The sequence below is a fragment of the Mesorhizobium sp. ES1-6 genome (assembly GCF_020164775.1).
Lineage (GTDB): Bacteria > Pseudomonadota > Alphaproteobacteria > Rhizobiales > Rhizobiaceae > Mesorhizobium.
This window is the reverse complement of sequence record NZ_JAIUGU010000011.1, coordinates 132,590-158,063: the sequence shown is the minus strand read 5'-3', so window position 1 is coordinate 158,063 and position 25,474 is coordinate 132,590. Positions and strand designations below refer to the sequence as shown.

Genomic DNA, 25,474 nt, shown 5'->3' with positions numbered 1-25,474 from the left:
GAAGGAAAGAGGCGTTTGTTTGTCGGGCACCGTTTCTCGTTCCAACCGATCTTTAGGACTCGCGTTTGCTTCCAACCGCCCCCAACCGCGCGCGAAACTCTTCCAACTCGGCGTCGGCAATCCCGGCCAGTTCGGCCTCCGCCGGATAGCCGCCACTCGCAACCTCCTTGCGAAACCCCGACAGCGCCTCGACGCGCGCGTCGCGGACGGCCTTGTGGAGGGCGGCGAGGTTGCCCCAGGCGCGGGCGTGGCGGGGCAGGCGGGCGCTTTCGCCCGATATGTCGGAGGTGAACAGGAACACCACGTCCGACGACGGCCCGGAGCCGAGCGAGACCGTGACCAGGCCGGTACGGCGGTTGATCTCGGCCATCACCTCAGCCGGGATGATCTCGCATTCGACGGCGAAGGCGCCGGCATCCTCAAGCCGTTGGAAACGGTCCCAGAGCGCCAGCGCTTCGTTGGCGGTCTTGCCGACCGCCCTGATGCCGCCGACCCATGTCGATTTGCGCGGCACGAAGCCGAGATGGCCCATGACCGGGATCTGTTCGTCGGCGAGCATGCGCACGGTGTCGTAGCCGCGTCCCGTGATCAAGGCGTCGGCCCCGGCCGTGATCGCGGAGAAGGCGGTACGCAGGATCTCGTCCGGCGTCACCGCGTCGGCGAAGCCGAGCGCGGCGGTGACGAAGACGCGGCGCGAGCCTTCGCGCACGCGCGCCACATTGGCCGCACGGCAGACGACCATTTCGATGCCGGCGGCTTCCGCGGCCGCCGCCTCCTCTGCCGTTTCAGCCGTCACCTGCGCGACGTGCCGGCCGCTGCCCTTGAGCGCGCGCAGGCTCGCCACCGTCACCGTGCGCTCGACCTCGCGGCCGCCGAAGTCGAAGATGCGCGGCATGTCAGCCTTTCAATTTCTTCGCGTAATAATCGGGCGCCACGACGCCGGGCTTGGAGAACCATGCCGGCACGTCGACGCCGGAATAGATGAGGATATTACCCCAGGGGTCGAAAGCGCCGGTGCGCACGATGACCTTGGCCTTTTTCGCCATCTCGCCGAGGATGGTCTCGTGCGTCACCGTCTCGAAATCGGCGTCGGGGAAGAGGCGCTTCAGTTTCGCCAGCAGTGGCGCGTTGTGCACCGGCAGCGTGTCGGCATAGCCGACGCGCTCGGCGATCAGGTTCTCGGCGATCGGTCCGAGCACGGTTTCGAGATCCGGCACGTCGGGCGAGATAGCGAGGTCGATGCGCCAGGCGCTCGACGGGATCGGAAAGCCCGCGTCGCAGACGATCATCAGATCGCCATGGCCCATCGAGGCGATGGCGTGCGACAGTTCGGCGTTGAGCAGCCGGTTCCGGTTCATGTTTTTTCCTTCTGTGCTGTCTTTTGGGGCCATGTCGTCTTGATTGCCTCGGCGTAGAGCGCGTCGGCCTGGGCGCGCTCGGGCAGGCCCGGAATGACGCCGAGCCTGGTGCAGGCGATGGCGCCGCAGACGACGCCGAAGCGCACCGCGTCGACAATGTCGCGGCCCTCGGCCAGCGCCACGGCGAAGCCGGAATTGAAGGCGTCGCCGGCACCCGTCGTGTCGACCACTTCCACCGGCACCGCCGGTACCATGACGTCGAGTTCGTCGGTCAGGATCAGCGCGCCGCTGCGGCCGAGCGTCACCACAACATTGCACACGCCGCGCCGGCGCAACTCGCCGGCGAGTTCACGCGATGAGCGCGGATCGTCGGCGGGCAGGCCGAGCAGGATGCGCAATTCGCTCTCGTTGGGGGTGAGATAGTCGACATCCCTGAAGATCGCGTCGGGAAGCTGGCGCGCGGGCGCTGGATTGAGGATGGTGCGCGCGCCATGCCGGCGGCCAAGCTCCATGGCGCGGGCGGCGGCGGGGATCGGCACTTCGAGCACGGTCATCACCACGTCGCTTTGGGCGATGCGCGCCTCGGCGGTGTCGACGACCGCCGCGTCCATCAGTTCGTTGGCGCCCATGTCGAGGATGATGAAGTTCTCGCCCTTGTCGTTGAGGATGATGAAGCCGACGCCGGTGGCGCGTTCGGTGCGCGTCGAGACCAGGCTGGCGTCGACGCCTTCGGCTGCGTAGAGGTCGGTGGCGATGCCGGCCAGCTTGTCGGTGCCGATGATGGCGACCAGCGAGGAGCTGGCGCCCAGCCTGGCGGTGGCCACCGCCTGATTCGAACCCTTGCCGCCGGCGCCCATGTCGAAATCGGTGCCGAGCATGGTCTCGCCGAAGATCGGCAGTTTGGGCGCGCGCATGGTCAGGCCGACGGCGAAGCTGCCGACGATGGTGATCTTGGGTGCGGTCTTGCTCATCAATCCCCTCGTTCAGGACGCCATGGCGCGCGCCAGGATCGCTTCCTCGTTGATGCCGGCTCCGGTCAGTTCGCCCGAAACGCGGCCATTGCGCAGCACCAGAACGCGTTCGGCGTTCATGATCAATTCGGGAATTTCGGACGAGATCATCACCACCGCCACGCCTTCGCCGGCGATGCCGCGCAAGATCGCGTAGATCTCGGCCTTGGCGCCGACATCGACGCCGCGCGTCGGCTCGTGCAGCACCAGCACGCGCGGGTTGGTGACGAGGCTGCGGCCAAGGATGATTTTCTGCTGGTTGCCGCCCGACAGCGTCGCCAGTTTCTGGCCAAGATGTGAAATGCGCGCATCGAGCCGGGCGACCTGCGCGCGCGCCTCGCGGCGCACGGCGCCACGCCGCATGAAGCCGGCCAGCGAAAAGCGTGGCAACGAGGCCGAGACGACATTGTTGGCGACGCTCATGGTCAACAGCGCGCCGGCGCCGCGCCGGTCGGCCGGCACCAGCGCCATGCCGTTGCGGATCGAGGCCTGGGGGTCGCCGCCGCGCAATTCCTTGCCGTCGATGGTGAGACGTCCATGCCGGGCGCAGAGGCCGAACAAGGCTTCGCCGAGCATGTCCTTGCCGGAATCCGGCAGGCCGCCAATGCCGAGGATCTCGCCGGCGCGGGCATGAAAACTCACCTCGTCCAGGCCGGGCGCGGTCAGCTTCTCGACGCAGAGCACGACCGGCGCCTCATGCGAGCGCGCCTCGGCCTGCAGCGACCACTGCCGCGCGGTGTCCAGCTCGCGGCCGACCATGGCGCGGATCAGCCGCTCTTCCGACAGGCCTGAATTGTCCATGGTCTCGATGGTGCGGCCGTCGCGCATCACGGTAATGCGGTCGGCAAGGTCGAGCACTTCCTTCAGATGATGCGAGACGTAGATGACGGTGACGCCGTCGCCGCGCAACTGCTTGACGATGTCGAACAGGCGGTCGCTCTCGCGCTTGGAGAGCGCCGAATTGGGTTCGTCCAGCACCAGCACGCGGGCGCGCTGGCGGATGGCGCCGGCGATCTCGACCAGCTGCATTTCGGCGACCGACAGGCGGCCAACCTTGGTGTCGGGGTCGAGCGTGCCCATGCCGAGCCGGGTGAGTGCCGCGCGTGCCTCGCGCCGCATCTCGTCGCGCGGCACCAGCGACACCACGGAGCGCGCCGCCATGTCGGACATCATGATATTTTCGGCGATGCTCAGCGTCGGGCAGAGCGCCAGCTCCTGATAGACGACGGTGATGCCGGCGGCGCGGCTGGCGAGCGGCGAGGCGATGGTGGCCGGCTTGCCGTCGATGCGGATCTCGCCGCCATCGGGCTGCAGGTCGCCGGCCAGGATGTTCATCAGCGTCGACTTGCCGGCGCCGTTCTCGCCGATCACGGCATGGACCTCGCCGGGCCGGAAGGCGACGGAAATGCGGTCGAGCGCCAGCACGCCGGGGAACCGCTTGGTCAGTCCGGAAATCTCGACGATCGGGGCAGGGGTCGGTTGCTCTGTCATGGACCTGCTGGCTTGGGGCTGGCTGAATTCGCGCAAGCGGCCGCCGGTCCACGGGGATCGGCGGCCGTGCAGAACCGAGGCTTACTTCTTGACGACCTCGGCGATGTTTTCCTTGGTGTAGATGCCGACGCCGGTGTCGACATTGTCGATCGGCTCGCCCTTGAGGAATTTTACCAGGAGGTCGACGGCGGCAAAGCCCTGCTTTTCCGGCGCCTGGTCGATTGTGGCATCGACATTGCCGTCCTGGACGAGCTGCACCGTCTGGTCGAGCAGGTCGAAGCCGACGACCTTGACCTTGTCGGCGGCCTTGTTGCGCTCCACCCAGGTGCCGGCGGCCGGCGTCGAGCAGCATTCGAGCGACAGCACGCCTGATATCGACGGATTGGCGAGCATGGCGTTCTCGATCGCTGAATAGATCTTCTGCGGGTCTGTGCCGGTGTTGAGCGTGTTGACCACCTCGATGCCGGACTCGGCCTTGAGCGCCTCGCGGGCGCCCTTCTCGCGGTCGAGCGACCATTGCGCCGCGGCGTCGATGGTGGTGATCATCACCTTGCCCTTGCCATCAAGCACTTTCGCCATCAGCTTGCCGGCCTCGCGGCCGGACTGGACGAGGTCCTGGCCGGCGAAGGCGAGGCGCTTGCTCTCGGGGTTATCGGTGTTGAAGGTGACGACCGGGATGCCGGCGGCGATGACGCGGTCGATCACCGGCGCCAGCGCGTCGGTCGAAACCGAGGAGATCGCCAGCCCGTCCATCTTGCCCATCAGCGTCTCGATCTCCGAGATCTGGCCGTCGGCATCGGCGCCGACCGGACCGATGAACTGGGCACCGACCTTGTCCTCCTTGGCGGCGCGCTCGACGCCGGCCTTCATGAAGGGCGCGAATTCGTTCGAGACGTCATGGTAGGAGACGTAGAAATCGAGCGGCTGGCCGGCGTCGATCTTGGCCTTGATGCGCGGCGCGAGCTGGAAATCGGCGAGCTTGGACGCGGCGTGAGCCGAGAGCGGAAACAGGCCGATTGCCGCCGCGAAAATGACGTGTCTGATGTTCATGGATAGTCCTCCCTTTTTGGTTCTGGTTGCTTCTGTGTCGTGGATCTAACCCGTTGTTTTTTGGATTAAGTGGGTCGGCGCGTGCTCCATTTGTCGATGCCCACCGCTATGATGATGACCAGGCCGATCATCAGTTCCTGGACGAAGGGCGACACGCCCATCAGCACCAGGCCGTTGCGCATGACGCCGATGATGAGCACGCCCAGGATGGTGCCGAGGATGGTGCCTTCGCCCCCCGACAGCGAGGCGCCGCCGACGATGGTGGCGGCGATGACGTCGAGCTCCAGGCCAAGCCCGGTGCGTCCGGCCTGGCTGGAGGGCAGGAAGGCAAGGCCGAGAATGCCGGCGAAGGCTGCAAGCACGCCCATCAGCACGAAGGCCGAAATCTTGACCTTGTTGACGGAGATGCCGGAAACGCGCGCCGCCTTGGCGCTGCCTCCGACGGCATAGACGCGGAAGCCGAAATTGGAGAAGGACAGCACCAGCCAGGCAAGGGCGGCCACGATGACGAAGAACACGAGCTGCATGGGGATGACGCTGAACAGATAGCCCTGGCCCATGAAGCCGAAGCTCGCCAGCACATCGGGCAGCGCGCCGTTGCGGACGTTGACCGTAACCGGCTGGCCGTTTGTCAGGATCAGCGCGGCGCCGCGCACGATCGACAACATGCCGAGCGTGGCGATCAGCGAGGGCAGGCGGCCATAGGTGGAGAGCACGCCGTTGATCAGGCCGATGACGACGCCGGTCAGGAGGCCAGCGCCGATGGCTGGCAGCAGCGCCCAGCCGGCGATGATCAGCATGCCGGTGGCAAGGCCCGACAGCGCGTAGGTCGAGCCGACCGACAGGTCGACCTCGCCGGCGATCAAGACGAACGTCATGCCGACCGCCATGATCCCGAGCAGGGAGACCTGGCGCCCGACATTGAGCAGGTTCAGCGATGTCAGGAATCCATCGGTGGCGAAGGACAGGAACAGGCACATTGCGAGGAGCGCGATGAACACGCCCGCCTCGCGCGCCCGCGAAAGCCGCGCCAGCGTGAATCGGTCGGTGGCTGGCGCGCGCGCGCCGGTCCTGACCGCATGGGTCATACATTATCCTCCCTCAGCGCGGCCGCCGGTCCTCACCGAGCATGGCCACTTCTGCGTTTCATCGACCCCGCCGAGCTCGGGCGCGGGCCGATGCCTCGAAGCCGTTCCCGAAGTGATTCAGGATGAGGCTCTATCTCCCTGTTCGGCCATGATCTTTCGAAAAGGGATCATGGCCAGGCTTGGGCGTGGCCGCCCGTGCCGATGTCGTCGCGTTACGATGCCTTGCGGAAGGAGCCGGCCGGCACCTTGCGCAGTTCGTCGAAGTTTCCGTATTCGCGAACCTTCTTGAAGGGCGCGTTCTCGATGGCGTTGTAGGAGCAGATATAGCCCCAGCGATAGGTGTCGGAACGATTGGCGTCCGAGCGGTGCAAGAGATTGCCGTCGAAGATCAGCGCGTCGCCGGCTTCCATCTCGACATAGATATGCTCGTAGCGCTTGAGTGCCGCTTCGAGGTGTTCCTGCTCGACATTGGTCTGGTCGTTCTCTCTGATATGGTTGAGGCGGCCGAGCTTGTGCGTGCCCTTCAGCACCTGCAGGCAGCCATTCTGCCGGGTCGCCTTGTCGAGCGCGACATAGATGCTCATCATCTCCGGCGCCAGGCAGCCATAATTATACCAATACCCGAAATCCTGATGCCATTCCCAGGCGCCGCCCTCATTGGGCTGCTTCATGGTCATCTTGTGGCTGTAGAGGTAGATCGGCTTGCCGACAGCGTCTTCGGCGAGATCGACCATGCGCTCGTCGCGGGCGAGCAGCCCGTATTTGTCGTCCTCGGCCTTGGTCCACATTTTCAGGAGGGTGGTCTTGCCCTCCTTGTCGCCCTTGGCCATCACGGCGCCGCTCTTGTTTTCCGCCTCGAGCTGCCTGCGGGCATGGTCGCGGAAATCGTCGACCTCCGCCACGCTGAGCAGGCCCCTGCGGATAATGTATCCGTCGCGGGCGTAGTCTTCCGCTTCTTTCCTCGTCATCGCCAACATTCGTCTTGCCTCCCTGGCATGCCTGACAGCGGCCACTCCCTGGCGCGATACGCCGCGAATGGCTGGAAAATCGGGGGTTTGGGCCGTTGCCCGCCGTTATCCCCGGCCTCATGAGAGCAACCATAGCGACGCCCGGCGGCCAACAAAATGGACAGCAGGGCGATCTTTTTGTATAAAACGCGCATGCTCGAAAAGAACGCCGTCATCGAGAGTTTTCACTATGTGCCGGCCGGCGGCTGGACGCGCGCGGCGTTCAGCGTGCCGCGCGCCGGCAAGGTCGCGGCAGCGCGCGATTACCGCATCGAACGGCCCTTTTATCCCGGCCAGGACATCCTCTACTGCGTCTCCGGAAGGGGCCATGTCGAGACGCTGGGGCAGCGGCTGGAGATGCGCGCCGGCCACCTGGTGTGGATGGCCAATGAAGCGCCGCATGTGCATTGCGCCGATCCCGCCGACCCCTGGACGCTGCTCTGGTTCAGGCTCGACGGACCGGATCCGGTGGCGCTGCGGCGCAAGCTGTTCGGCGACGGCGCGCCGCGCGCCGTGTTCGCGGAGGCGGCGAGCCCGGCGCCCTGGTTCGAGCGGCTGTTTTCGGCGCTGCGGCGGCGCGACGCCGGGCTTGACCTGCGCCTCAACCAGCTGGTCGCGGAGTTCCTGCTTCTGGTCGACCGCGCGACAGGGGGCGCCAGCCATGACGACCTGCCCGGGCCGCTGGCGGCCGCGCTCGACGCCATGCGCGCCGAGCCCGGCTTTGCCTGGGGCGCCGCCGACCTGCTGGCGGTGACCGGCCTCGGTCCCTCGCAATTGCGCCGGCTGTTCCAGAAGCACCTGCGCACCAGCCCGCACCAATGGCTGATGCGCGAACGGCTGATGCAGGCGCAGTCGCTGCTGGTGCAGGGCGAGCAACCGCTGGCGGAAGTGGCCGAAGCCTGCGGCTTCTGCGACGTCTACCATTTTGGCCGCGAGTTCAAACGCTCGGTCGGCATCTCGCCAGCCGCCTGGCGGCGCAGCGAGCTGAGCGCGGCGCCGGGGCGATAGGAGTCTTTTCAAGCGCTTGGGCGGGCTAATTCACCTCAGCGCAACGTTTGCGGAAAAGCACTCAGAGAACTCGGAACGTGAAGCGATGCCCGAGCGTCCAGCACCCTTGAGAATCCCCGTGCCTTCAGCAACATGACGAACATGAAGAAGCCAACTTCCATCGCGCCACGCAAAGCACCCATGGCGCTGACCGAGGCGCTTGTCGCGCGTACGCTGCGGGCGGTCGAGGATGCCGGGCCGGTGCCGGGCATGATCCCGATGACCGACGCCGACTATGGGCGGGTTCGCGACGAGATCCTGGCCTCGGCACCGGCCGGGCCGCTGAAGTTGTTCGCCTATGGCTCGCTGCTGTGGAAGCCGGCCGGCGAGGTGAGGGGCGGCGAGCGGGCGGTGGCGCGGGGTTGGCACCGCTCGTTCTGCTTCACGGTGCAGCGCTTTCGCGGCACGCTCGATCAGCCCGGGCTGATGATGGCGCTCGACCGTGGCGGCCAGTGCCAGGGCATGGTGTTCGAGATCGCCGAACCGGTCGCCGAAAATCTGGAAGCGCTGCTGCGCCGCGAAATGACCATCCTGCCCGCCGTCAACGTGCCGCGCTGGCTGCGGGTCAGCACATCATCCGGGCCATGCCGGGCGCTGGGCTTCGTCGTCGACCGCGCCAATCCGCGCTATGCGGGCAAGCTCGACAAGAGCGTGGTCGCCGCGACGCTGGCGAGCGCCGTCGGCCACTGGGGCTCAGGCGCGCAATATCTGTTCGAGACGATCCGCCACCTCGACGCCCGCGGCATACGCGACCGCAATCTGTGGCAGTTGCAGGAACTGGTGGCGCGGGAGATCGGGAGCCTGCATGCCGGCGTCTAATGGCTTTGCACGGAGCCAGTCGCCTGTGTTGATGGATCGCCTGCGTTGGTGATTGGCGGGAGCCTCTCAATTTCGTCATCCCTGGGCGAAGCAGGAGCGAAGCTCCGTCGCGGACCCAGGGGTTTGCGCCGCGTCGCTACGCTCCTTGCTCCGCCCGTGGAAGACGAAGTTTGGGGCTTCGGCTACCGCCTTCCCAATCTTCCGCTTGACGAACATATATCCCTGTGGTTATACGTCAACCAATAGCCAACGGGTTATCGATTAGGAATGCCAGACGCTCATGACATGATCTTCAGGACGCTCGCCGACCCGACCAGGCGGGCGATCTTCGAACGGCTTTGCCGCCAGGGCGAGCAGACGGTCGGAGCGCTGACGACACAGGCCGGCGTCTCGCAGCCGGCGGTGTCGAAGCATCTGGGCGTGCTGAAGCAGGCCGGGCTGGTGCGCGACCGCCATGAGGGCCGCCAGACGCATTACAGCGCCCAGCTTGCCGCGTTGGCGCCGCTGATGGACTGGACGCGTGACATGGCCGGGTTCTGGGAAAGCCGGTTCGACGACCTCGAGGATCTGCTCAAAAGGATGGACCAGTGAACGATAGTGCAAAGGAAACCCGCACTGTCGTCGTCGAGCGGGAGATTTCCCACCCGCCCGAAAAACTCTGGCGCGCGCTGACGCAACCGCATCTGATCGAGGAGTGGCTGATGAGGAACGATTTCAAGCCCGCCGTCGGCCATCGCTTCAACATCAGCGCCGACTGGGGCGGCGTGCTGGACTGCGAGGTGCTTGCCGTCGAGCCGCACAGGACGCTGTCCTACAGCTGGAACCTGGCGCACCAGGATCCGGCCTTCGATCTCAGGAGCGTGGTGACCTTCACGCTCACCCCGACGCCGACGGGAACCCATCTGCGCATGGAGCAGGCCGGTTTCCGGCCCGACCAGAGACGCGCCTATGGCGGCGCCAAAACCGGTTGGCCGCAATTCCTGGAGAGACTGGAAGAGCTTCTGGCGCGAACGGACTGAGAGTTCCCGGTCAGGCCGAAAACCATACAGCACTTTTACAGGGCGGTTCTCCGCCAGCAAAACCCATGGAGAAATGCGATGAAGATCAAACTGACCAGCATCTATGTCGACGATCAGGAAAAGGCGCTTGCCTTCTACACCGGCGTGCTCGGCTTCACCAAGAAGGCCGACTTCAGCAATGGGCCGTTCCGCTGGCTGACGGTCGTCCCGGCCGAAGAGCCGGAGGGGACCGAATTGCAGTTGGCGCTGAACGACAATCCGGCGGCCAAGACCTACCAGCAGGCGATCTTCAGCCAAGGCCAGCCGGCGCTGATGCTGTTCACCGACGACATCAAGGGCGATCATGAGCGCATCGAGGCGAAGGGCGGTGTCTTCGCCATGCCCCCGACGCAAGTGACCGGCTCGACCATCGCGCAGGTGAATGATGGCTGCGGCAATCTCGTCCAGATCACGGAACTGGCGCGCTGGTAGTGCGCCAGGGTTTCAACGCCTAATGGAAGAGGAGGTGGAATTGGACTGGAGCAAATGGATAAGGCAGGCGCATCGCTGGCTGTCGATCATCTTCACGATCACCGTCGCCGCCAACTTCGCCACCATGGCCTTCGGGCAGCCGCCCGCCTGGGTGGTCTATTCGCCGCTGCCGCCGCTGTTCCTGATGCTGTTCAGCGGCCTCTATATGTTCGTGCTGCCTTACGCTGCGAAAGGGCGCGTCGCGCAGCGCGCCAACGGATAGGAACGGATGGCGCAATCGACAAAACCCGTCCCTGAGGCTCCGCCGGTGAAGCCACTCTCCGGCGGCAACCCTCGGATCGCCAAGGGCCATGGCGATGCGCCGGTGCAGGCCTATATCGCGGCCATGCCGGGCTGGAAGCGTGCCGTGGGAGAGCGCCTCGACGCGCTCATCGAGCGCGCCGTTCCCTGTGTGCACAAGGCGGTCAAATGGAACTCGCCGGTCTACGGCGTCGAGGGCGAAGGCTGGTTCCTCGGCATCCATTGCTTCGCCAGATACATCAAGGTGGCCTTTTTTCGCGGCCAGTCGCTCGATCCGGTGCCGCCTGGCGCGTCCAAGAGCGGGGATACGCGCTATCTCGACATCCGCGAGGATGATGGACTGGACGAGGCGCGGTTCGTTGCCTGGGTGAAGCAGGCCAGCCAATTGCCTGGCGAGCGCATATAAGCGCTCTATTTCCGTTCGAAGGAGGAAACATCATGACGACCACGGGATCGCAAGAAAGCAAATCTCCCTCCGAGCTGATCGATGGCCGGATCAAGGAATTGGACGACTGGCGCGGCGAGATGCTCGCCCGGCTGCGCGCGCTGATCCATCAGGCCGATCCCGACGTGGTCGAGACCTGGAAATGGCGCGGCGTTCCGGTGTGGGAGGATGCCGGCATGATCTGCACCGGCGAGACCTACAAGGCCGTCGTCAAACTGACCTTCGCCAAGGGCGCGGCGCTGCCCGATCCGGCGCGGTTGTTCAACTCCAGCCTCGAAGGGAATACGCGCCGCGCCATCGATTTCCAGCAGGGCGAGGATGTCGACGAGGAGGCTTTCAAGGCGCTGGTCCGCGCGGCGGTTGCCTTGAACAAGTCGAAGGCCCGAAAGTAATCGTCCATTGCGCATGGCGGTCACGGTCGGCGCTGCCCCTCACTGTCCTGCCGGACATCTCTCCCCGTAAACGGGGCGAGAGGGCTACCGCGAGGCCGACGCTCTTTCTGCAACGCTGGCGATTGGCGAAATCGGCGACAACGGCGTCCCTCGCCCCGTTTACGGGGAGAGGACGCCGGCAGGCAGGTGAGGGGCAGCGCTGACGGCGGATGATTGCCAACGACTTCAACACGGCAGGAGTGACCCCGGACGCTGCCAGCCTCGCCCCAAAGACCGACGCGTTTACCATCTGGGAAGCTTGATGGTGCTAGACCTAGCCGGATGAAGGCTGGCCAGCCGGGCCGGCCCGGTTTGGATTCGCCGCCATGAACAGCCCGATGCGCATGCCGTGGGTGGACACGGCCAAAGGCCTCTCGATCATCCTCGTGGTCATGATGTACTCGGCCTACAACACCGGCGAGTATACCGGTGGCGTCGGCTTCCTCCACTATGTCATCGGCTTCGCGACGCCGTTCCGGATGCCGGAATTCTTCCTGATCTCCGGACTTTTCCTGTCGCAGGTGATCGACCGGCCGTGGCGGCGCTATGTCGACCGGCGCGTCGTTCATTACCTCTATTTCTACGTGCTGTGGGCGATCATCTCGATCGGGCTGAAGATCGGCATCTTCAGCCGGGATCCCGCCGGCATGCTGCATGACCTGGCGATGGCCGTCGTGCAGCCCTATGGCGTGCTGTGGTTCATCTACATGTTGGCGGTGTTCGGCCTTGCGGCGAAACTGCTGCGCCAGTTCGCGGTCCCCGCCTGGATCGTCATCCCGATCGCGGCCGCGCTGCAGATGTGGGCGCCGCGTCCCGACAGCTACACGGTCGAACAATTCGCGGCCTATTTCGTCTTTTTCTACGTCGGCTTCGTCATGGCGCCGCTGGTGTTCCGGCTTGTCGACTGGACGCAAGGCCGCCCGGCGCTGGCCGTCGCCGGGCTCGTCCTGTGGGCTGTCATCAACGGCCTGCTGGTCTATTCGCCGGGTTATGCCATGCAGCCGGTCGGCATGCAGATGGGGCTGGCCGCATGGCCGCCGCTGCATCTTACCTTGGCCGTCGCCGGCGCGGTGGCGCTGTGCGTGCTCGGCGGCTTCCTGTCGAAGTTTCCCGCCATGGAATGGCTGCGCTGGCTCGGCGAACATTCTCTGGTCGTCTATGTTGCCTTCACCATCCCGATGTCGCTGTTTCGCGGCGCCGCGCTGGCCAGCGGCCTGCTGACCGACACCGGCATGCTCAGCCTGGCGGTGCTGCTGGTCTCGATCATCAGCCCGGTCGTGCTCTACTTTATCGTCCAGCGCATCGGCTTCGGCATGTTCCTGTTCGAGCGGCCGGCCTGGGCGCATGCCGACGGCAGCGCGGCACCGAAGGCACCGCAGCCTGTCGCCGCCGAGTGACGTTCCAAACAGTCGAGGCCAGAAGGCGCGGGCGTCGCTGCCAACCTCAGCCGTCCCGCAGCCACACCAGCATCTCGCCGGGCTCGCGGTTGTCCCAGGCGAAATAGGGGATGGCGGTCAGGCGCGTCTCGACCTTGGCCGGCGGTTCGGAACGATAGAGCCCATCCTGCCAGCCGTCGCCGGCATCGGCTTGCGCCGTGGCTGAAAGCGTCACCACGCCGCCGAGCAGGCCCGGTTCGTCATGCGCCTCGATGCCGGCCGTGCGCGGCAGGGTCAGCCGGTGCAGGCTGATGTCATTGTCCATCGCCTCGACGCAGTAGATCAGCGGCCCGCGCGACAGCGCGACGCGGCCGACATCCTGCCGGACCTCGGGATTGGCGTAGAGCCGCTTGATCGGCATTTCGAGATCGAGCCTGACACGGTCGCCTTTCTTCCAGTTGCGCTGGATCGCGGCGTAGCCGTCGCTGGTCACCTCCTCGAGGTCGACCGCCTGGCCGTTGATTTCCAGCCTGGCGGCGGAGCTCCAGCCCGGCACCCGCAAATGCAGCGTGAATTCGACCGGCGTTTTGGGCTCAACCGTGATCTCGACCGCGCCGTCCCAGGGATAGCGGCTCGCCTGCGTCAGCGTCACCGGCACGCCCGCTATGTCGAAACGGGCTGTGGAGTCGCCGTAGAGGTGCACGGCAAGCGCATCGTCGGCCAGGCTGTAGAAATAGCTGCCGATGGAGGCGACCATGCGGCCGATATTGGGCGGGCAGCAGGGGCAGCGGTGCCATTTCCAGCGGTTGTGCTTGCCCCGGCTTTCCAGCGGGTTTTCGTAGAAGAACAGCGAGCCGTCGAGCGACAGGCCGGAGATCGAGCCATTGTAGAGCGCGCGCTCCATCATGTCGGCATAGCGGGCGTTCGGCCCCATGCCGAGCATGCGGCTCGCCCAGAACACCAGCCCGACCGAAGCACAGGTCTCGGCATAGGCGGTTTCGTTGGGCAGGTCGTAGTCGCTGGTGAAACCCTCATTGTGCGCCGAGGGACCGAGCCCGCCGGTGATGTAGAGGTTTTTCGTGGTGAGGTCGTCCCACAGACGGTCGAGCGCCACGCGCAGCGTGTCGTCGCCATATTCGGTGGCGATGTCGGCCATGCCCGAATAGAGATACATGGCCCGCACCGCATGGCCGACGACCTTGTCCTGCTCGCGCACCGGGATGTGCGACTGGCTGTATTCATAGGTCTTGAAATGATAGGCCTTGGGGTCGGCGCCACGGGCGCGCGCCTCCTCGTCGAAATAATGCGGCTGTTGCCCGCGCTGGTCGATGAAGTACTTGGCCAGCTCCATGTATTTCGCCTCGCCGGTCACCCGCGCCAGCTTGACCAGCGCCAGCTCGATCTCCTCATGGCCGCAATAGCCTTTCTTCTTGCCGGGCTCGGAACCCAGAACCGAGGCGATGTGGTCGGCGTAACGGCACATTATGTCGAGCAGCTTGCGCTTGCCGGTGGCCTGGTAATAGGCGACCGCGCCCTCGATCAGGTGGCCGGCGCAGTAAAGCTCGTGGCAGTCGCGCAGATTGGTCCAGCGCAGGCCGGGCTGGATGCGCTGGTACCAGCTGGAGAGATAGCCGTCCTCCTGCTGCAGTCTGCCGTACATGTCGATTACGGCGTCGATCTTCTTCTCCAGGTCAGGATTCTTGCGCCGGTAGAGGGAATAGGCTGCGGTCTCGATCGTCTTGCCGAGATCGGAATCCCAGAACATCTGCGTGGTCACCGTCGAGCCGGTGAAGCCGGGGGAGGCCGCCTCGTCGGGTGAGGGCGAGTGGAACGGAATGACGATTCCGGGCGAGGGGCGGTCGGGGTCGATCTGCTCCAGCATGCGCGCCTCCACGCAGCGGTCGTAAAGGATGTCGGCGGTGCGCGTCGCGACCGCCTCGGCGCGATCGCCCCAGAAGCCGTGCACGTCGACCTGCGGCACCGGCAGCGGGCGGAAGGCGAGCTTCGGCTTGGCTGTGGTGGCGGGCCGGGGGGATGGCGATGCGGTCATGACTTACTCCATTCGATCGATTACTTGACGGCCCCGGCCATCAGGCCGCGGATATAGAAGCGCTGCAGGGCAAGAAACAGGATCAGGCAGGGGATCATCATCACCGTGACGCCGGCCTGCACGGCGCCCCAGTCGATGGCGCCGAAGCGGCCCGACTGAAGGGCTGTCATCATCACCGGCAGCGTGAATTTGGACTGGTCGGTCATCAGCACCAAGGCGGCCAAAAACTCGTTCCAGGCGCCGAGGAAGGCAAACAGCGCGATGGTGACGACACCAGGCCAGACCAGCGGCAGCATCACCTTGACGAGCATGGTGGCGTTGTTGGCGCCGTCCATGCGCGCGGCCTCCTCGATCTCGCGCGGCACGGCGTCGAAAGCGTTGCGCATCATGAAGATCGAGAACGGCAGCTGCAGCGTCACATAGACGCCGACCAGCCCGGTCAGCGTGTTGTGCAGGCCGAGCTTGGTCAGCACCAGGAAGATCGGCGTCAGGATCGACTGGAACGGGATCATGATCGTCGACAGGATGAGGACGAAGAACAGGTCCTTGAACGGAAACCGGAAGCGCGAAAAGCCGTAACCGGCGAGCACGCTGACGATGACCGACAGTATGACGGTCATCACCGAGACGTAGATGCTGTTCTGCGCCGAGACCCACAGGCCGTCACCGAAGGAATTGAGCGTGGCGTAGTTCTCCAGCGAGAAGCCCGTGGTCGGCCAGGGCGGCAGCGGCGGCAGGCGTGCCTCGGCCGCCGGCTTGAAGGCCGACAGCACCGTCCACACGATCGGCGCCACGAACAGCACCGAGGCGATGATGCCTGTGGAGTGCCGGGCCAAGCGGGCGGCAAGCTTGCCCCTGGCTGATATCGCCTGCGCCATCAGTCGAGCCCCTCGGGCTTGCGCAGCAGCCAGAGCTGGACCAGGCTGAGCGCCACTAGGATGACCAGCAGCACCATCGAGAGCGCGGCGCCATAGCCGAGCTTGAACGACACGAAGGACTGGTTGAAGATCCAGTACACCGCCGTCAGCGTCTGGTTGCGCGGGCCGCCGCGCAGGATGATGTAGAACTGGTCGAAGGCCAGGATCGAACCGGCGACCGACAGGATCAGCGCCAGCGCCAAAGTGCGGCGCATCAGCGGCAAGGTGATCGCCCGGAACCTTGCGAACGGGCCGGCGCCGTCGATGACCGCAGCCTCCTGCAGGTCCTGCGGGATCGATTGCAGGCCGGTCATCAGGATGATCATGGTGAAGCCGGCGACCTTCCACACCACCATGGCGATGATTGACCAGAAGGCCGGCTGGAAGGTGGCGAGCAGGTTGAATTTCCTGTCGATCAGGCCAAGATCGTAGGCGGCCGGGCTGAACAGGCCGGAATCGACGTTGAGCAGCCACGACCAGAGCAGGCTTGCCGAGGCGAAGCCGACCACCGCCGGCATGAAGAACATGGTGCGGTAGAGATTGGTGAACGGGCGCGGCCGCTCGATGAAGATCGCCAGCGGAAAGGCGACGGCGAAGATCGCGATGGTGACGACCAGCGTGTAGTAGCCGGTGAATCTCAGCGCGTTCCAGAACCTGGTGTCGCGCAGGATTGCCCAGTAGTTGCCGAGGCCGATGAAGGAGTGCTCGCCCATCAGCGGCCAGTTGTGGAGCGACATCCAGGCCGTCATGCCGAGCGGAACGACGAAGAACAGCATGACCAGCGCCACCGCTGGCGCGACATAGAGCAGGCCGATCCATTGCCGGCGCCCGGCGCCGACGCGTTTGCGGACGCGGGGTGGGGCGGTGGTCGTGGTGGTGATTGTGGTCATGGCTGGGCGCTCGATGCTGTTAGGGCATTGGCCAAGCACCCCCTCACCCGGATTGCCAACCGAATTGCGAAGGGCAATTCGGGGCAATCCGACCTCTCCCCGAGGGGAGAGGAGGGCGCCGGCGCGGGGGCCAGCCTCTTCTCCCCAGCGGAGAGAAGGTGGCCGCGTAGCGGCCGGATGAGGGGGTCTTGTCTCAAAGCGATAGCCCTGCCATTTGAACCAAAGCAATTCCCGGCCGCCCGCCCAGGGAGACAGGCGGGCGGCCGGACAGGCGCCTACTTCTGCGGCGCCTGGTCGATGATCGACTGCATGGTTTCCTGGGCGTTGGCGATGGCGCCATCGACGTCGTCGCCGAAGAACACCTCGTTGATCATCTGCGTCCACGGGCCGTTGGCGGAGTTGATCAAATCGTTGAACACCACGGAGTAGGGGGTCTTGCCCTTGGCCATGGCCTCGGCGGCGATCTGGTAGCGCGGGTCGAGATCCTTGAGCGCGTCCTTGGCGATGTCGCCGCGCACCGGCAGGCTGCCGTATTTGGCCAGGATCGTCTGCCCTTCGAGCGAATAGGCGAAGTCCAGGAAGGCCTTCACCACGGCGAGCTTCTTGGTGCCCTTGGTGACGACGAAATTGTCGCCGCCGGCAAAGGACGACCAGTTGCCGTCCTTGCCCGGCAGGAAGGTGACGCCATAGTCGATATCGGGATATTGCGTGTTGAGCGCGCCGATGGCGAAGGCGCCGGAGGGCGAGATGCCGATATTGCCGGCGGCGAACGCCGCGAAGAAATTGGCGCCGGTGTCGGTCTGCGCGCCCGCCGGGACCAGGTCCTTCTTGACCATGGAGCGGTAGAGATCGATGGCGCCGCGCAATTGCGGGCTGTCCAGCGTCGCCTTCGAGCCGTCCTCCGACAGGATGTCGCCGCCCGAAGCCCAGATCAGCGGCGTGAAGGTGAAGATGTTGCAGCCGCCGCAATTGCCGGAAAAATAGAAGCCCTTGATGTTGCCGCCCAGCGCGTTGACCTTTTCGGCGTCGGCGGCGATTTCGGCCCAGTTGGTCGGGCCTTTGTCAGGATCGAGGCCGGCCTGCTTGAACAGCTTCTTGTTCCAGATCAGCACCGAGGCGTCGGCCGAGAAGGGCAGGCCGTAAATATGGTCCTTGTAGGTGCCGGTCTTGACATGCGCCGGCGACAGGCTGGCAAAATAGGGCAGCGACTTCGCCCAGTCGGTGATGTCCTCCAACTGGCCGGCGGCGGCGAAGGACGGCGTGTAGATCAGGTCGAGCGACAGTGCGTCGGGTGCGGTACCGCCGGCTGCGGCCGCGCCATATTTCGGGATGATCTCGGCATTGGGAATGATGTCGAGCTTGACCTGGTCCTTGTGCGCCTTGTTGAAGGCGTCGACGATCCTCGGCATGAAGTTCGAGCCGTCGGCGCGCACCCAGATGTTGGCGGTCTCGGCGGCGGCAAGTTGCAGGCCGCCGCCCAGAATAGCGGCCGTCAAGGCGAGTTTGGTCAAGGCGAGTCTGGTCAGGGCCAGTTTGGGCAGGGCCAGTTTGGCAGTCAAAGTCCTCATGTTCTCCTCCTCCACATTGGCCGCGATGCGCGGCTTGCCGCCGATCGCGGCGTTTCGTTTTTCAGCCGTCTTTCTCAACCATCCGGCAGGCGGCCGCAGGACTGCCGCACCACCAGCCGGCACGGCAGTTTTCTGATGCCTGGCGTCGCGGGCTTGCCGCCGACCAGGGAAAGCAGGGTCAGGCCAGCCTCGCGGCCGAGGGCCGCCAGGTTCATGTCGACCGAAGTCAGGGGCGGGCGGGTCGCCTCGGCCACGATCTCCCAATTGTCGAAACCGATGACGCCGACGTCGTCGGGCACGCCGAGGCCTCGTTCGCGCAGGGCATCGATGACGCCGCGCGCGATCTGGTCGTTGCCGCAGAAGACGGCATCCGGTCTTTCGCCGCTGCCATCGAACAGTTTTGCCACGGCGTCATGTCCCCAGGCTTCCGACCAGGCGCCGAGCAGCGGCTCGATCACCGGCAGGCCGGTTTCCATCAGCACGGCGCGGTAAGCCCGCGCCCGTTCGTGCACCACGGCAAAGCTCGCCGGACCCGTCACATGGGCGATGCGTTTGCGGCCGAGCCGGCGGAAATGCTCGATCGCCAGCCGCGCCCCGCCGCCATCGTCGGAGACGAAGGCGATGGCGTCGGGATCGGGCTGGGTGAAGGCATAGATCACCGGGACGCGCAGGTTGGAGAGGTCGACCGGCAGATGGCGGTCGATGCGCTTGCCGGTGGCGATGATGCCGTCGACGCGCTTGTCGAGCATGGCCTCGACATGGAGCTGGCCGAGGCGCGGATCCTCCTCGACATTGCACAGGAACACCGAAACGCCGGCATCGACCAGCGCGTCCGATATGCCCGACATCAGCGGCAGCGAGAAGCGGCCATAGGTATCGTTGGTGAGCAGGCCGACGGTGAAGGAGCGGCGTCTGAGCAAGCTCTGCGCCAGGCTGTTGGGCCGAAACCCCAGGCCGCGCGCCGTCTCGCGGATGCGCTCGCGGGTCTCGGCCGTCATGCGCCCCTGGTCGTTGAGCGCCTTGGAGGCGGTGGCGACGCTGACGCCGGCTTGGGCGGCCACGTCACGCAAGGTGACGGGCTTGGGAAAGACCGGAACTGGCTGATCGTCCGATGCCATCGCGGCGCAAATCCTCAGTTGAGAAAAGGTTTTCCCTTAATCGCCGGAAGAAGGTCGGCCAATGGCCTAGCCTGATCGGAGGTGGATGGAAAAACCTTTTCTCAGATGAGGCTAGGCCAGATCGGAGGAGCGTTCAAGAGGGAAAGTGGTTTGAAGCTCCAGCGGTGGGAAGAGAGAGGCTGAGGCTAGCAAGACTTGGTTCCTCGCCCCCAACGCCCGTCTACGCTATGCACCGGTCCTCTGTATTGGCGTGCTGATCTGCTCGGGGCTTGATTGCCACGTGGTTCCCCAAACCGTTGCTGCTTCGCAGCGCCACCTTTCCCCCCTCCGGAGGGAAAGGAAGGGAGCCCCGTTGGAAAAGCGTTGACGGCAAAAAGCTTGGCACCCTTCCTCTACCCCGTCGATCGGGGGGTCCGAAGGACGGGCGAGACCCGTGGCTCGCCCCGGCAAGGTGGCTCGGCGAAGCCGAGACGGAGTGGGGGTCGACCAGCGCAGCCTAACACAATGCATGCGCGAAGCTGCCATCCACGCCATCGCCAAAGACCAGCCACCTGTGTGCATGCCGTAGCCGCCTTTATGGGGCGAGGGACCCACGGATTGTCAGCGAAGTCTTAATCGCTGTTGCGCCAAGGTGGCCCTCCGCTGGAGCTCCGCCATGCCCGATACATCCTGCACTCCGAAAGGCATGGCCGCGCAGGCCGGCAAGCGGGCAGGGCACGACAGCGCCGACGACCACCGCGGCGATGCCGCGACCATCGCGGGGCTGAAGGCGGACCTTGCCGCGCAGGCGGCGCTGATCGCCAGGCAGGAGGTGTCGCTGGCGCACAGCCGCAAGATCTTCGACCGTGCGTCGGCGGCCGCGCGTATCGGCGTGTGGGAATGCAGCCTGCCCGACGAGCAGCTTACCTGGACCGACGTCGTCTACGACCTGTTCGACCTGCCGCGCGGCTCGGCGCTCGACCGCTCGGAGATCGTCAAGTGCTATCCGCAGGAGTCGCGCAAGGCGCTGACCACTTTGCGCAGCCGCGCGATTGCCGAACGCAACGGCTTCACCCTCGATGCCGAGATCACCACGCTGGCAGGCCATTGCCGCTGGATCCGCATCACCGCCACCGTCGAGTGCGAGGCGGGCGAGCCGGTGCGCATCTTCGGCATGAAGCAGGACATCACCGAGGAAAAGATCCTGTCGGACCGGATGCGCTATCTGGCCGAATTCGACGCCATGACCGGGCTTGCCAACCGTGCCCGCTTCCAGGCGCGGCTTGGGCATGTGGAAGAGGGTCGACCGCTCGGCGCACTGCTGCTGATCGACCTCGACGGCTTCAAGGCCGTCAACGACACGTTCGGCCACGTCATTGGCGACGAGTGCCTGAAGGAGGCGGCCCTGCGTCTTGCCGGCGCGTGCGGCGAGGCCGAACTGGTGGCGCGCGTCGGCGGCGACGAGTTCGCGGTGCTGCTCGGGACCCATCTCGACCGGGGCGCCGTCTCCGGCGTGGCGCGCGGCATCGTCGAGGCGATGGGCAAACCGGTCGCCGCCTGCGGCCAGTCGCTCAGGCTCGGCGCCTCGATCGGCATCGCCTTCGCGGATGCAGGGCAGCCTTGCGACCTGTTCGCGCGGGCCGACACCGCGCTTTATGCCGCCAAGGCGGCAGGCCGCAACACGTTCCGCATCTTCAAGGCCGAGGCTGGAATGAAAGGCCGCAGCGCGGCGGCGTGAGGGCTGGAGCAGTTCGGCGGTTCACGGAAACGGCGAACCGCCCCAAGCCGTTGTTCGATGCCGGCACGCGAGCCGGCTCAGCCGAAATCGTCCGATGTCAGCACATAGATGCTCTTGCGGGTGCGGCCGTAGGCCTTCGAGGCCACGTCGCGAATGGCACCGCTCTCGGTGTCGAATGTGGCCAGGTAGCCTGCTTCATTGGCCACGGTCGATGGCTGTATCTTCGACATCGCATCGGCGGCGACGGAAAAGGAAATCTGGAACATGCCGTCATGGCCGACGAACCGGATGCGCTTGCCGGCTTCGTCGTAGCTGCGGCTGCGATTGGGGAATGTCAGGCTCATCTTGGCCTCCACGATTTGACGCGAGGGCGGGAAACCCGCCTCGCACTTTGCCTGGAATTGCTCTAGGCCTTCTTCACCGCTCGCTTCTTCTTCGGCGTCGGGTTTAGGGCTTCAGCGACGCGGTCGGCCTCTTCCTTGGCCAGCCGCAACTCCCTCAACCTTGCCGTCTTGATCTCCCTGGCCCGCGCCTCGGATACATATTCAGCGGTTGCCTTGTTGCGCTCCGCGGTCTTCTTCTGCTTGTCGACAAAGCGGGCTTCAGCTTTTTCCATGATCGTCTGATTGCCTTCGGCCATCGTGAAAATCTCCCTTATGCATGAGAATTGTAGAAATGAACTCTTCCGATAAATAGGCATGCAGACGGCAAAAATCAATTTTTTGAATTATTTAGCGCCTGGCCTGCATTGCGAAATCGCCCGCCGACATAATACTTTTGAATATTTAAATCCAATGGCGAAGAATTTTTGAGCGATCTCGCGGCTTTCGCGGAGGCCGAAATTCACGCTAGTATGGCCCGGTGGCCGTTTGGTGCGGAGCCTTGGCGACGGATCGAGACGGAACCGCGCGATGCTGAAATTCGGAGACCAGCTATGTTTGCCGCCAAGGCCATCGACACATCGGACAAGGCCGCGTTCTATCGTGACCTCGCCAAACAATTGAAGGCGCTGCTCGAGGGCGAGGGCGATTCCATCGCCAATGCCGCCAACACCTCGGCGCTGATCTTCCAGATGGTGCCCGACCTCAACTGGGCCGGCTTCTACTTCCTGGCCTCGGACGAGGAACTGGTGCTGGGTCCCTTCCAGGGCAAGCCGGCCTGCGTGCGCATCGCGGTCGGCAAGGGCGTGTGCGGAACGGCGGTCGAACTCGGCACCTCGATGCTGATCAAGGACGTGCATGATTTTCCCGGCCACATCGCCTGCGATGCCGCCTCGCGCTCGGAACTGGTGGTGCTTCTGGAAGACGATGAGGGCGTCTTCGGCGTGCTTGACCTCGACAGCCCGACGCCCGGCCGCTTCGACGCGGCCGACCAGGCCGGCATCGAGTCGCTGGCGGCGATCTATGCCGCGTCGAGTTCGTTCGAGGACTGAGCGGTCGGCATCGGGATAAACATCGGCGTCGAGTTCCGCGTCGCCCCCCTCTGTCCTGCCGGACATCTCCCCCTCAGGTGGGGAGATTGGCTGTGTTTCGGCTTTCGCCAATCTTCGGCGTTGCAAGATGAAAGCCGGCGCTGAAACTGCCAATCTCCGCCCAAATTGTTTAGGGGATGCACGCATTTCCAAGCGGCTGGACTTCGGCGATAGCGTGCATGGCAGCTTGGCGCATGCATTGTCTTGTACTGAGCAGGTCGACCCCCACTCCGTCTCGGCTTCGCCGAGCCACCTTGCCGGGGCGAGCCACGGGTCTCGCCCGTCCTTCGGGCCCCCCGATCGACGGGGTAGAGGAAAGGCGCCAGGCTTTTTGCCGTCAACTCTCGTCCAGCAAAGCTCCCTTCCTTTCCCTCCGGAGGGGGAAAGGTGGCGCCGCGAAGCAGCGACGGATTGGGGGAACCACCTGGCAATCAAGCCTCAGACCGATCAGTCGCGCTGATCATGGAAGATGTGTGCATCCCCTAGCCCAAATTGTGGGAGATGTCCGGCAGGACAGAGGGGGCGTCGTAGAGCGCTGCCTTGCAAGCCTACGGCGCTGCCTTCAGCGCGCGATTGAACGCGGCGGCCGCCATCTCGATCAACTGCGCATGGATTTGACCGCGCGGTCGCCCCCCGCCATCGTCGCAGACGGGATCGCCGATCTCTTCGGAAATGACGAGTGCTGGCGCGTCGGGCTTGCACTCGCCGAACATGCTGTAGTGGCTGGCATCCGCGATCGTCGCGTAGCTTGCCCCTGAAATCGCCTTGGCGATAGCGGAGGCGTCGGCGGTGATAGGGATTTTTCCCGGCTGGCCGAGATTGACGATGTCGACCGGGATCCTGATGCCGGAAAAGCTTGCAGCGTCGAAGACATCCGACGGTGCGGGGTCGATCGCCATGGCGAAGCGGATGCGCCTGTCGCTGTTGTCGCGGCCGGCGAGCCGCATGTCCATGGCATGGAGGTCGACGCCGCTTTGCCTGATCCAGCCGCACAGCGAGGCATTGAGCAAACCGGTGTCGCAATAGGCGGCAAGGCGCTTCGGGTCGACGCGCGCGCCGGCAATGGCAAGCGCCGTGCCGCCGCCCATGGACAGGCCGAGCGCGCCCACCTTGCCTTGGTCGATGTGGCCGCGGAAGGAGGCCTCTTTCTCCATCGCGTCCAGGGTTGCCGTGAGGTCGACGGGCCGCAGCCACAGTTTCATCGTCTCGGCGGCGGATCTGTTTTTCCCGCCATTGCCCGGATGGGTTGGCGCGGCGACGATGAAGCCTTGTCTGGCCAGGGGCGTCGCGATCCAGCTCATGGCTTGCGGGGTGCCGGCCAGGCCTGCGCCGTGCGAGAGGAGGATGAGCGGGAACTTGCCGGGGGATATCGGCGCATCGCGCGCGGCGGACGTTCCGGTGAAGAGTTCGCTGTCGCCAAGGTTTACGGTCACGCCGCCCGGCTCGGCCGGATACCAGACGGTGACGTCGAGATCGCCGCCGCGCTCCAGCGATGGCGCGGCAACATGGCGAACGCCGACGGCGTCGCCGGCACTGGCCTGATGTTGAGGCGCAATCGTGGCGACGATGATGGCGCAAAGCATGGTTCGAAATTTCATTGAGCTCTCCGTTTGCCGAAAGCGCCATCGCCGCGGCCACGAAGGCTCCGGCCAGCGGCGCTCGCTGTGTCGATGAGGCGATATCGGCCGATAGGAGCGAAACCCGCGACCGCGATCGCGATCGAGGACGTTCACGATCGCGATCTGGTACCGCTGCCTTGGAAGAGCGTCGTCAACCGCCCACGGGGCTCGCAAGCAATGGCGCCTGCGCGTGTTTCTCGCGCCAGGCGAGCGGGGTCATGCCGGTCACGCGACGGAATTCGCGGTTGAAGTTCGATTTGGTCTGGAAGCCGGCGGCGAACATGATTTCGGTGACGGGCCGTCCGGTTTCGCCAAGCAGCCGGCAGGCCTCGGCGATGCGGTGTTCGTTGACATATTGCGAGACGTTTTTGGCCATTACCCGGTTGATCGCGGCCGAGATCTGCCGCGCCGGAATTCCGGCGCGCCGGGCAAGCCGGTTGAGGTTGAGATTGGCGTCGCGATAGAGTTTCTTTTCCCGCATCAGCTCGTTCACCCTGGCGATCGTGCCGGCGTCTTCGCCGGCATCGGGTGGGGACCGTTGGTCCATCGGCTCGGCGATGGTGCGGGGAACGTGGCTTTGGCTCGCTGCCGCCGCCGCAACGCCGACAATCACGAGGATGAAAAGATTGGCGATGCCGATCACCAGCGCCGCGCGGGCGCCTTGCCCGGATGCTATTTCGAAGGACACCAGCATGTCGACCAGGGCCGAGAGGCACAGTGCCGCCGCCGCCGCGATGATGGCCCTGTAGGCAGGCACCGCGCCGTCGAAGGGCGCCAGGCGAAGCCCATCCGCGCCGGACCGCAACAGCCACAGGATGGCCGAGGCGTAGATGACGTCGATTGCGACGAGCACCGCGTCGACCGCGTCGCGCCGGACGATCACCAGCATCATGACGATTGCCGCCGGCGCCGCATGGAGCACCAACAAGGCCGGCCACCGGCGGTCGCTGGCGCGGACCAGCCTGGAGACGCCGGCATAGAGCAGCGCGGGCATGATGGCGGCGGAGACGGGAGCGATGTAGCCGACCTCGCGAATGCCATAACCCCAGCGCAGGCCGGTCAATACGGATTGCAGAGCGGCAAGCAGGATCAGGCCGAGAAGCGGCAGGTTGGGCGCCGCCCCGTCCTCGCGCCTGCCGACGACCCAGAGCAGGATGAGCAGCAGCAGCGCGACGACGAAGGGCAGGGGAACGAACGGCATGGGTCGTGGGG

Annotated in this window: 27 protein-coding genes; 11 read left to right on the top strand and 16 right to left on the bottom strand. The window is 65.2% G+C overall.

Translation table 11 applies throughout. The features are described 5' to 3' along the window. Positions 1-52: 52 nt before the first annotated feature. The 7 genes from LB564_RS24265 to LB564_RS24235 form a co-directional block, all read right to left on the bottom strand. Positions 53-895: a 3-methyl-2-oxobutanoate hydroxymethyltransferase gene (locus LB564_RS24265; protein WP_224541590.1), complete on the bottom strand. Its 843-nt coding sequence runs from the start codon at positions 893-895 to the stop codon at positions 53-55. Between the two features lies 1 nt (position 896). Next, positions 897-1,358: a D-ribose pyranase gene (gene rbsD / locus LB564_RS24260; protein WP_140709041.1), complete on the bottom strand. Its 462-nt coding sequence runs from the start codon at positions 1,356-1,358 to the stop codon at positions 897-899. Continuing rightward, positions 1,355-2,329, bottom strand: a complete 975-nt coding sequence (locus LB564_RS24255) for a ribokinase (protein WP_224541588.1) — start codon at positions 2,327-2,329, stop codon at positions 1,355-1,357. The genes rbsD and LB564_RS24255 overlap by 4 nt, the downstream gene beginning before the upstream one ends. A gap of 12 nt (positions 2,330-2,341) precedes the next feature. Next, positions 2,342-3,859 carry a sugar ABC transporter ATP-binding protein gene (locus LB564_RS24250; protein ID WP_224541587.1) on the bottom strand — a complete coding sequence of 506 codons (1,518 nt, stop codon included), beginning with the start codon at positions 3,857-3,859 and terminating at the stop codon, positions 2,342-2,344. Positions 3,860-3,940: 81 nt separating this feature from the next. Continuing rightward, positions 3,941-4,909, bottom strand: a complete 969-nt coding sequence (locus tag LB564_RS24245) for a sugar ABC transporter substrate-binding protein (RefSeq protein WP_224541585.1) — start codon at positions 4,907-4,909, stop codon at positions 3,941-3,943. Positions 4,910-4,974: 65 nt separating this feature from the next. Further along, entirely contained in the window at positions 4,975-5,997 is a 1,023-nt protein-coding gene (locus LB564_RS24240) for an ABC transporter permease (protein ID WP_224541583.1), read from the bottom strand. A gap of 212 nt (positions 5,998-6,209) precedes the next feature. Further along, positions 6,210-6,965, bottom strand: coding sequence for a phytanoyl-CoA dioxygenase family protein (locus LB564_RS24235; protein ID WP_224541581.1), 756 nt, complete (start codon positions 6,963-6,965; stop codon positions 6,210-6,212). A gap of 192 nt (positions 6,966-7,157) precedes the next feature. On the opposite strand from LB564_RS24235, the gene LB564_RS24230 reads away from it, so the two are divergent. From LB564_RS24230 to LB564_RS24190, 9 genes are all read left to right on the top strand, one after another. Continuing rightward, complete coding sequence (locus LB564_RS24230; protein ID WP_224541579.1) at positions 7,158-8,012, top strand: helix-turn-helix domain-containing protein; 855 nt, start codon at positions 7,158-7,160, stop codon at positions 8,010-8,012. 141 nt (positions 8,013-8,153) lie between these two features. Then, positions 8,154-8,870 (top strand): gamma-glutamylcyclotransferase, encoded by a 717-nt coding sequence (locus LB564_RS24225; protein WP_224541577.1) that lies wholly within the window; start codon positions 8,154-8,156, stop codon positions 8,868-8,870. Positions 8,871-9,137: 267 nt separating this feature from the next. Beyond that, entirely contained in the window at positions 9,138-9,461 is a 324-nt protein-coding gene (locus LB564_RS24220) for an ArsR/SmtB family transcription factor (RefSeq protein WP_224541576.1), read from the top strand. Further along, a complete protein-coding gene (locus tag LB564_RS24215; protein ID WP_224541574.1) occupies positions 9,458-9,889 on the top strand; it encodes an SRPBCC domain-containing protein in 432 nt (143 codons plus the stop codon). The genes LB564_RS24220 and LB564_RS24215 overlap by 4 nt, the downstream gene beginning before the upstream one ends. 78 nt (positions 9,890-9,967) lie before the next feature. After that, positions 9,968-10,360, top strand: a complete 393-nt coding sequence (locus LB564_RS24210) for a VOC family protein (RefSeq protein WP_224541572.1) — start codon at positions 9,968-9,970, stop codon at positions 10,358-10,360. Between the two features lie 40 nt (positions 10,361-10,400). Beyond that, positions 10,401-10,622 carry a hypothetical protein gene (locus tag LB564_RS24205; RefSeq protein WP_224541570.1) on the top strand — a complete coding sequence of 74 codons (222 nt, stop codon included), beginning with the start codon at positions 10,401-10,403 and terminating at the stop codon, positions 10,620-10,622. Positions 10,623-10,628: 6 nt separating this feature from the next. Next, positions 10,629-11,066: a DUF1801 domain-containing protein gene (locus tag LB564_RS24200; RefSeq protein WP_224541568.1), complete on the top strand. Its 438-nt coding sequence runs from the start codon at positions 10,629-10,631 to the stop codon at positions 11,064-11,066. Positions 11,067-11,098: 32 nt separating this feature from the next. Beyond that, on the top strand, positions 11,099-11,497 hold the full coding sequence (locus LB564_RS24195) for a DUF1801 domain-containing protein (protein ID WP_224541565.1): 399 nt from the start codon (positions 11,099-11,101) through the stop codon (positions 11,495-11,497). Positions 11,498-11,862: 365 nt separating this feature from the next. Beyond that, a complete protein-coding gene (locus LB564_RS24190; RefSeq protein ID WP_224541563.1) occupies positions 11,863-12,933 on the top strand; it encodes an acyltransferase family protein in 1,071 nt (356 codons plus the stop codon). 46 nt (positions 12,934-12,979) lie between these two features. Here LB564_RS24190 and LB564_RS24185 read toward each other — a convergent pair whose 3' ends face one another. From LB564_RS24185 to LB564_RS24165, 5 genes are all read right to left on the bottom strand, one after another. Then, positions 12,980-14,962, bottom strand: coding sequence for a glycoside hydrolase family 127 protein (locus LB564_RS24185; RefSeq protein ID WP_224541562.1), 1,983 nt, complete (start codon positions 14,960-14,962; stop codon positions 12,980-12,982). A gap of 20 nt (positions 14,963-14,982) precedes the next feature. After that, a complete protein-coding gene (locus tag LB564_RS24180) occupies positions 14,983-15,840 on the bottom strand; it encodes a carbohydrate ABC transporter permease (RefSeq protein WP_224541560.1) in 858 nt (285 codons plus the stop codon). Next, the gene (locus LB564_RS24175) at positions 15,840-16,769 is read right to left on the bottom strand and encodes a carbohydrate ABC transporter permease (protein WP_224541558.1); all 930 of its coding nucleotides are present in this window, start codon (positions 16,767-16,769) and stop codon (positions 15,840-15,842) included. The genes LB564_RS24180 and LB564_RS24175 overlap by 1 nt, the downstream gene beginning before the upstream one ends. A 275-nt stretch (positions 16,770-17,044) precedes the next feature. Further along, positions 17,045-18,337 carry an ABC transporter substrate-binding protein gene (locus tag LB564_RS24170; RefSeq protein ID WP_224541557.1) on the bottom strand — a complete coding sequence of 431 codons (1,293 nt, stop codon included), beginning with the start codon at positions 18,335-18,337 and terminating at the stop codon, positions 17,045-17,047. 74 nt (positions 18,338-18,411) lie between these two features. Next, on the bottom strand, positions 18,412-19,455 hold the full coding sequence (locus LB564_RS24165) for a LacI family DNA-binding transcriptional regulator (RefSeq protein WP_224541555.1): 1,044 nt from the start codon (positions 19,453-19,455) through the stop codon (positions 18,412-18,414). 655 nt (positions 19,456-20,110) lie between these two features. On the opposite strand from LB564_RS24165, the gene LB564_RS24160 reads away from it, so the two are divergent. Then, a complete protein-coding gene (locus LB564_RS24160) occupies positions 20,111-21,172 on the top strand; it encodes a diguanylate cyclase domain-containing protein (protein WP_224541552.1) in 1,062 nt (353 codons plus the stop codon). 77 nt (positions 21,173-21,249) lie between these two features. Here LB564_RS24160 and LB564_RS24155 read toward each other — a convergent pair whose 3' ends face one another. Beyond that, positions 21,250-21,516, bottom strand: a complete 267-nt coding sequence (locus LB564_RS24155) for a DUF1488 domain-containing protein (RefSeq protein WP_224541551.1) — start codon at positions 21,514-21,516, stop codon at positions 21,250-21,252. A gap of 62 nt (positions 21,517-21,578) precedes the next feature. Beyond that, positions 21,579-21,812 (bottom strand): hypothetical protein, encoded by a 234-nt coding sequence (locus tag LB564_RS24150; protein WP_140709001.1) that lies wholly within the window; start codon positions 21,810-21,812, stop codon positions 21,579-21,581. Positions 21,813-22,106: 294 nt separating this feature from the next. Between LB564_RS24150 and LB564_RS24145 the strand changes: the two genes are divergently transcribed. Continuing rightward, complete coding sequence (locus LB564_RS24145; protein WP_224541548.1) at positions 22,107-22,604, top strand: GAF domain-containing protein; 498 nt, start codon at positions 22,107-22,109, stop codon at positions 22,602-22,604. Positions 22,605-23,191: 587 nt separating this feature from the next. Here LB564_RS24145 and LB564_RS24140 read toward each other — a convergent pair. Both LB564_RS24140 and LB564_RS24135 read right to left on the bottom strand, forming a co-directional pair. Beyond that, the gene (locus tag LB564_RS24140) at positions 23,192-24,241 is read right to left on the bottom strand and encodes an alpha/beta hydrolase family protein (protein ID WP_224541546.1); all 1,050 of its coding nucleotides are present in this window, start codon (positions 24,239-24,241) and stop codon (positions 23,192-23,194) included. Positions 24,242-24,413: 172 nt separating this feature from the next. Then, positions 24,414-25,463: a helix-turn-helix domain-containing protein gene (locus tag LB564_RS24135; RefSeq protein WP_224541544.1), complete on the bottom strand. Its 1,050-nt coding sequence runs from the start codon at positions 25,461-25,463 to the stop codon at positions 24,414-24,416. Positions 25,464-25,474 lie beyond the last annotated feature (11 nt).

Excerpts from the sequence above, each read along its gene's own strand:
- LB564_RS24245 (WP_224541585.1), bottom strand. The coding sequence starts at position 4,909 with ATGAACATCAGACACGTCATTTTCGCGGCGGCAATCGGCCTGTTTCCG.
- LB564_RS24175 (WP_224541558.1), bottom strand. The coding sequence starts at position 16,769 with ATGACCACAATCACCACCACGACCACCGCCCCACCCCGCGTCCGCAAA.
- LB564_RS24140 (WP_224541546.1), bottom strand. The coding sequence starts at position 24,241 with ATGAAATTTCGAACCATGCTTTGCGCCATCATCGTCGCCACGATTGCG.
- LB564_RS24255 (WP_224541588.1), bottom strand. The coding sequence starts at position 2,329 with ATGAGCAAGACCGCACCCAAGATCACCATCGTCGGCAGCTTCGCCGTC.
- LB564_RS24165 (WP_224541555.1), bottom strand. The coding sequence starts at position 19,455 with ATGGCATCGGACGATCAGCCAGTTCCGGTCTTTCCCAAGCCCGTCACC.
- LB564_RS24170 (WP_224541557.1), bottom strand. The coding sequence starts at position 18,337 with ATGAGGACTTTGACTGCCAAACTGGCCCTGCCCAAACTGGCCCTGACC.
- LB564_RS24225 (WP_224541577.1), top strand. The coding sequence starts at position 8,154 with ATGAAGAAGCCAACTTCCATCGCGCCACGCAAAGCACCCATGGCGCTG.
- LB564_RS24190 (WP_224541563.1), top strand. The coding sequence starts at position 11,863 with ATGAACAGCCCGATGCGCATGCCGTGGGTGGACACGGCCAAAGGCCTC.
- LB564_RS24240 (WP_224541583.1), bottom strand. The coding sequence starts at position 5,997 with ATGACCCATGCGGTCAGGACCGGCGCGCGCGCGCCAGCCACCGACCGA.
- LB564_RS24265 (WP_224541590.1), bottom strand. The coding sequence starts at position 895 with ATGCCGCGCATCTTCGACTTCGGCGGCCGCGAGGTCGAGCGCACGGTG.
- LB564_RS24210 (WP_224541572.1), top strand. The coding sequence starts at position 9,968 with ATGAAGATCAAACTGACCAGCATCTATGTCGACGATCAGGAAAAGGCG.
- LB564_RS24200 (WP_224541568.1), top strand. The coding sequence starts at position 10,629 with ATGGCGCAATCGACAAAACCCGTCCCTGAGGCTCCGCCGGTGAAGCCA.
- LB564_RS24150 (WP_140709001.1), bottom strand. The coding sequence starts at position 21,812 with ATGGCCGAAGGCAATCAGACGATCATGGAAAAAGCTGAAGCCCGCTTT.
- LB564_RS24230 (WP_224541579.1), top strand. The coding sequence starts at position 7,158 with ATGCTCGAAAAGAACGCCGTCATCGAGAGTTTTCACTATGTGCCGGCC.
- LB564_RS24185 (WP_224541562.1), bottom strand. The coding sequence starts at position 14,962 with ATGACCGCATCGCCATCCCCCCGGCCCGCCACCACAGCCAAGCCGAAG.
- LB564_RS24220 (WP_224541576.1), top strand. The coding sequence starts at position 9,138 with ATGCCAGACGCTCATGACATGATCTTCAGGACGCTCGCCGACCCGACC.
- LB564_RS24155 (WP_224541551.1), bottom strand. The coding sequence starts at position 21,516 with ATGAGCCTGACATTCCCCAATCGCAGCCGCAGCTACGACGAAGCCGGC.
- LB564_RS24160 (WP_224541552.1), top strand. The coding sequence starts at position 20,111 with ATGCCCGATACATCCTGCACTCCGAAAGGCATGGCCGCGCAGGCCGGC.
- LB564_RS24195 (WP_224541565.1), top strand. The coding sequence starts at position 11,099 with ATGACGACCACGGGATCGCAAGAAAGCAAATCTCCCTCCGAGCTGATC.
- rbsD (WP_140709041.1), bottom strand. The coding sequence starts at position 1,358 with ATGAACCGGAACCGGCTGCTCAACGCCGAACTGTCGCACGCCATCGCC.
- LB564_RS24135 (WP_224541544.1), bottom strand. The coding sequence starts at position 25,463 with ATGCCGTTCGTTCCCCTGCCCTTCGTCGTCGCGCTGCTGCTGCTCATC.
- LB564_RS24145 (WP_224541548.1), top strand. The coding sequence starts at position 22,107 with ATGTTTGCCGCCAAGGCCATCGACACATCGGACAAGGCCGCGTTCTAT.
- LB564_RS24235 (WP_224541581.1), bottom strand. The coding sequence starts at position 6,965 with ATGACGAGGAAAGAAGCGGAAGACTACGCCCGCGACGGATACATTATC.
- LB564_RS24250 (WP_224541587.1), bottom strand. The coding sequence starts at position 3,859 with ATGACAGAGCAACCGACCCCTGCCCCGATCGTCGAGATTTCCGGACTG.
- LB564_RS24180 (WP_224541560.1), bottom strand. The coding sequence starts at position 15,840 with ATGGCGCAGGCGATATCAGCCAGGGGCAAGCTTGCCGCCCGCTTGGCC.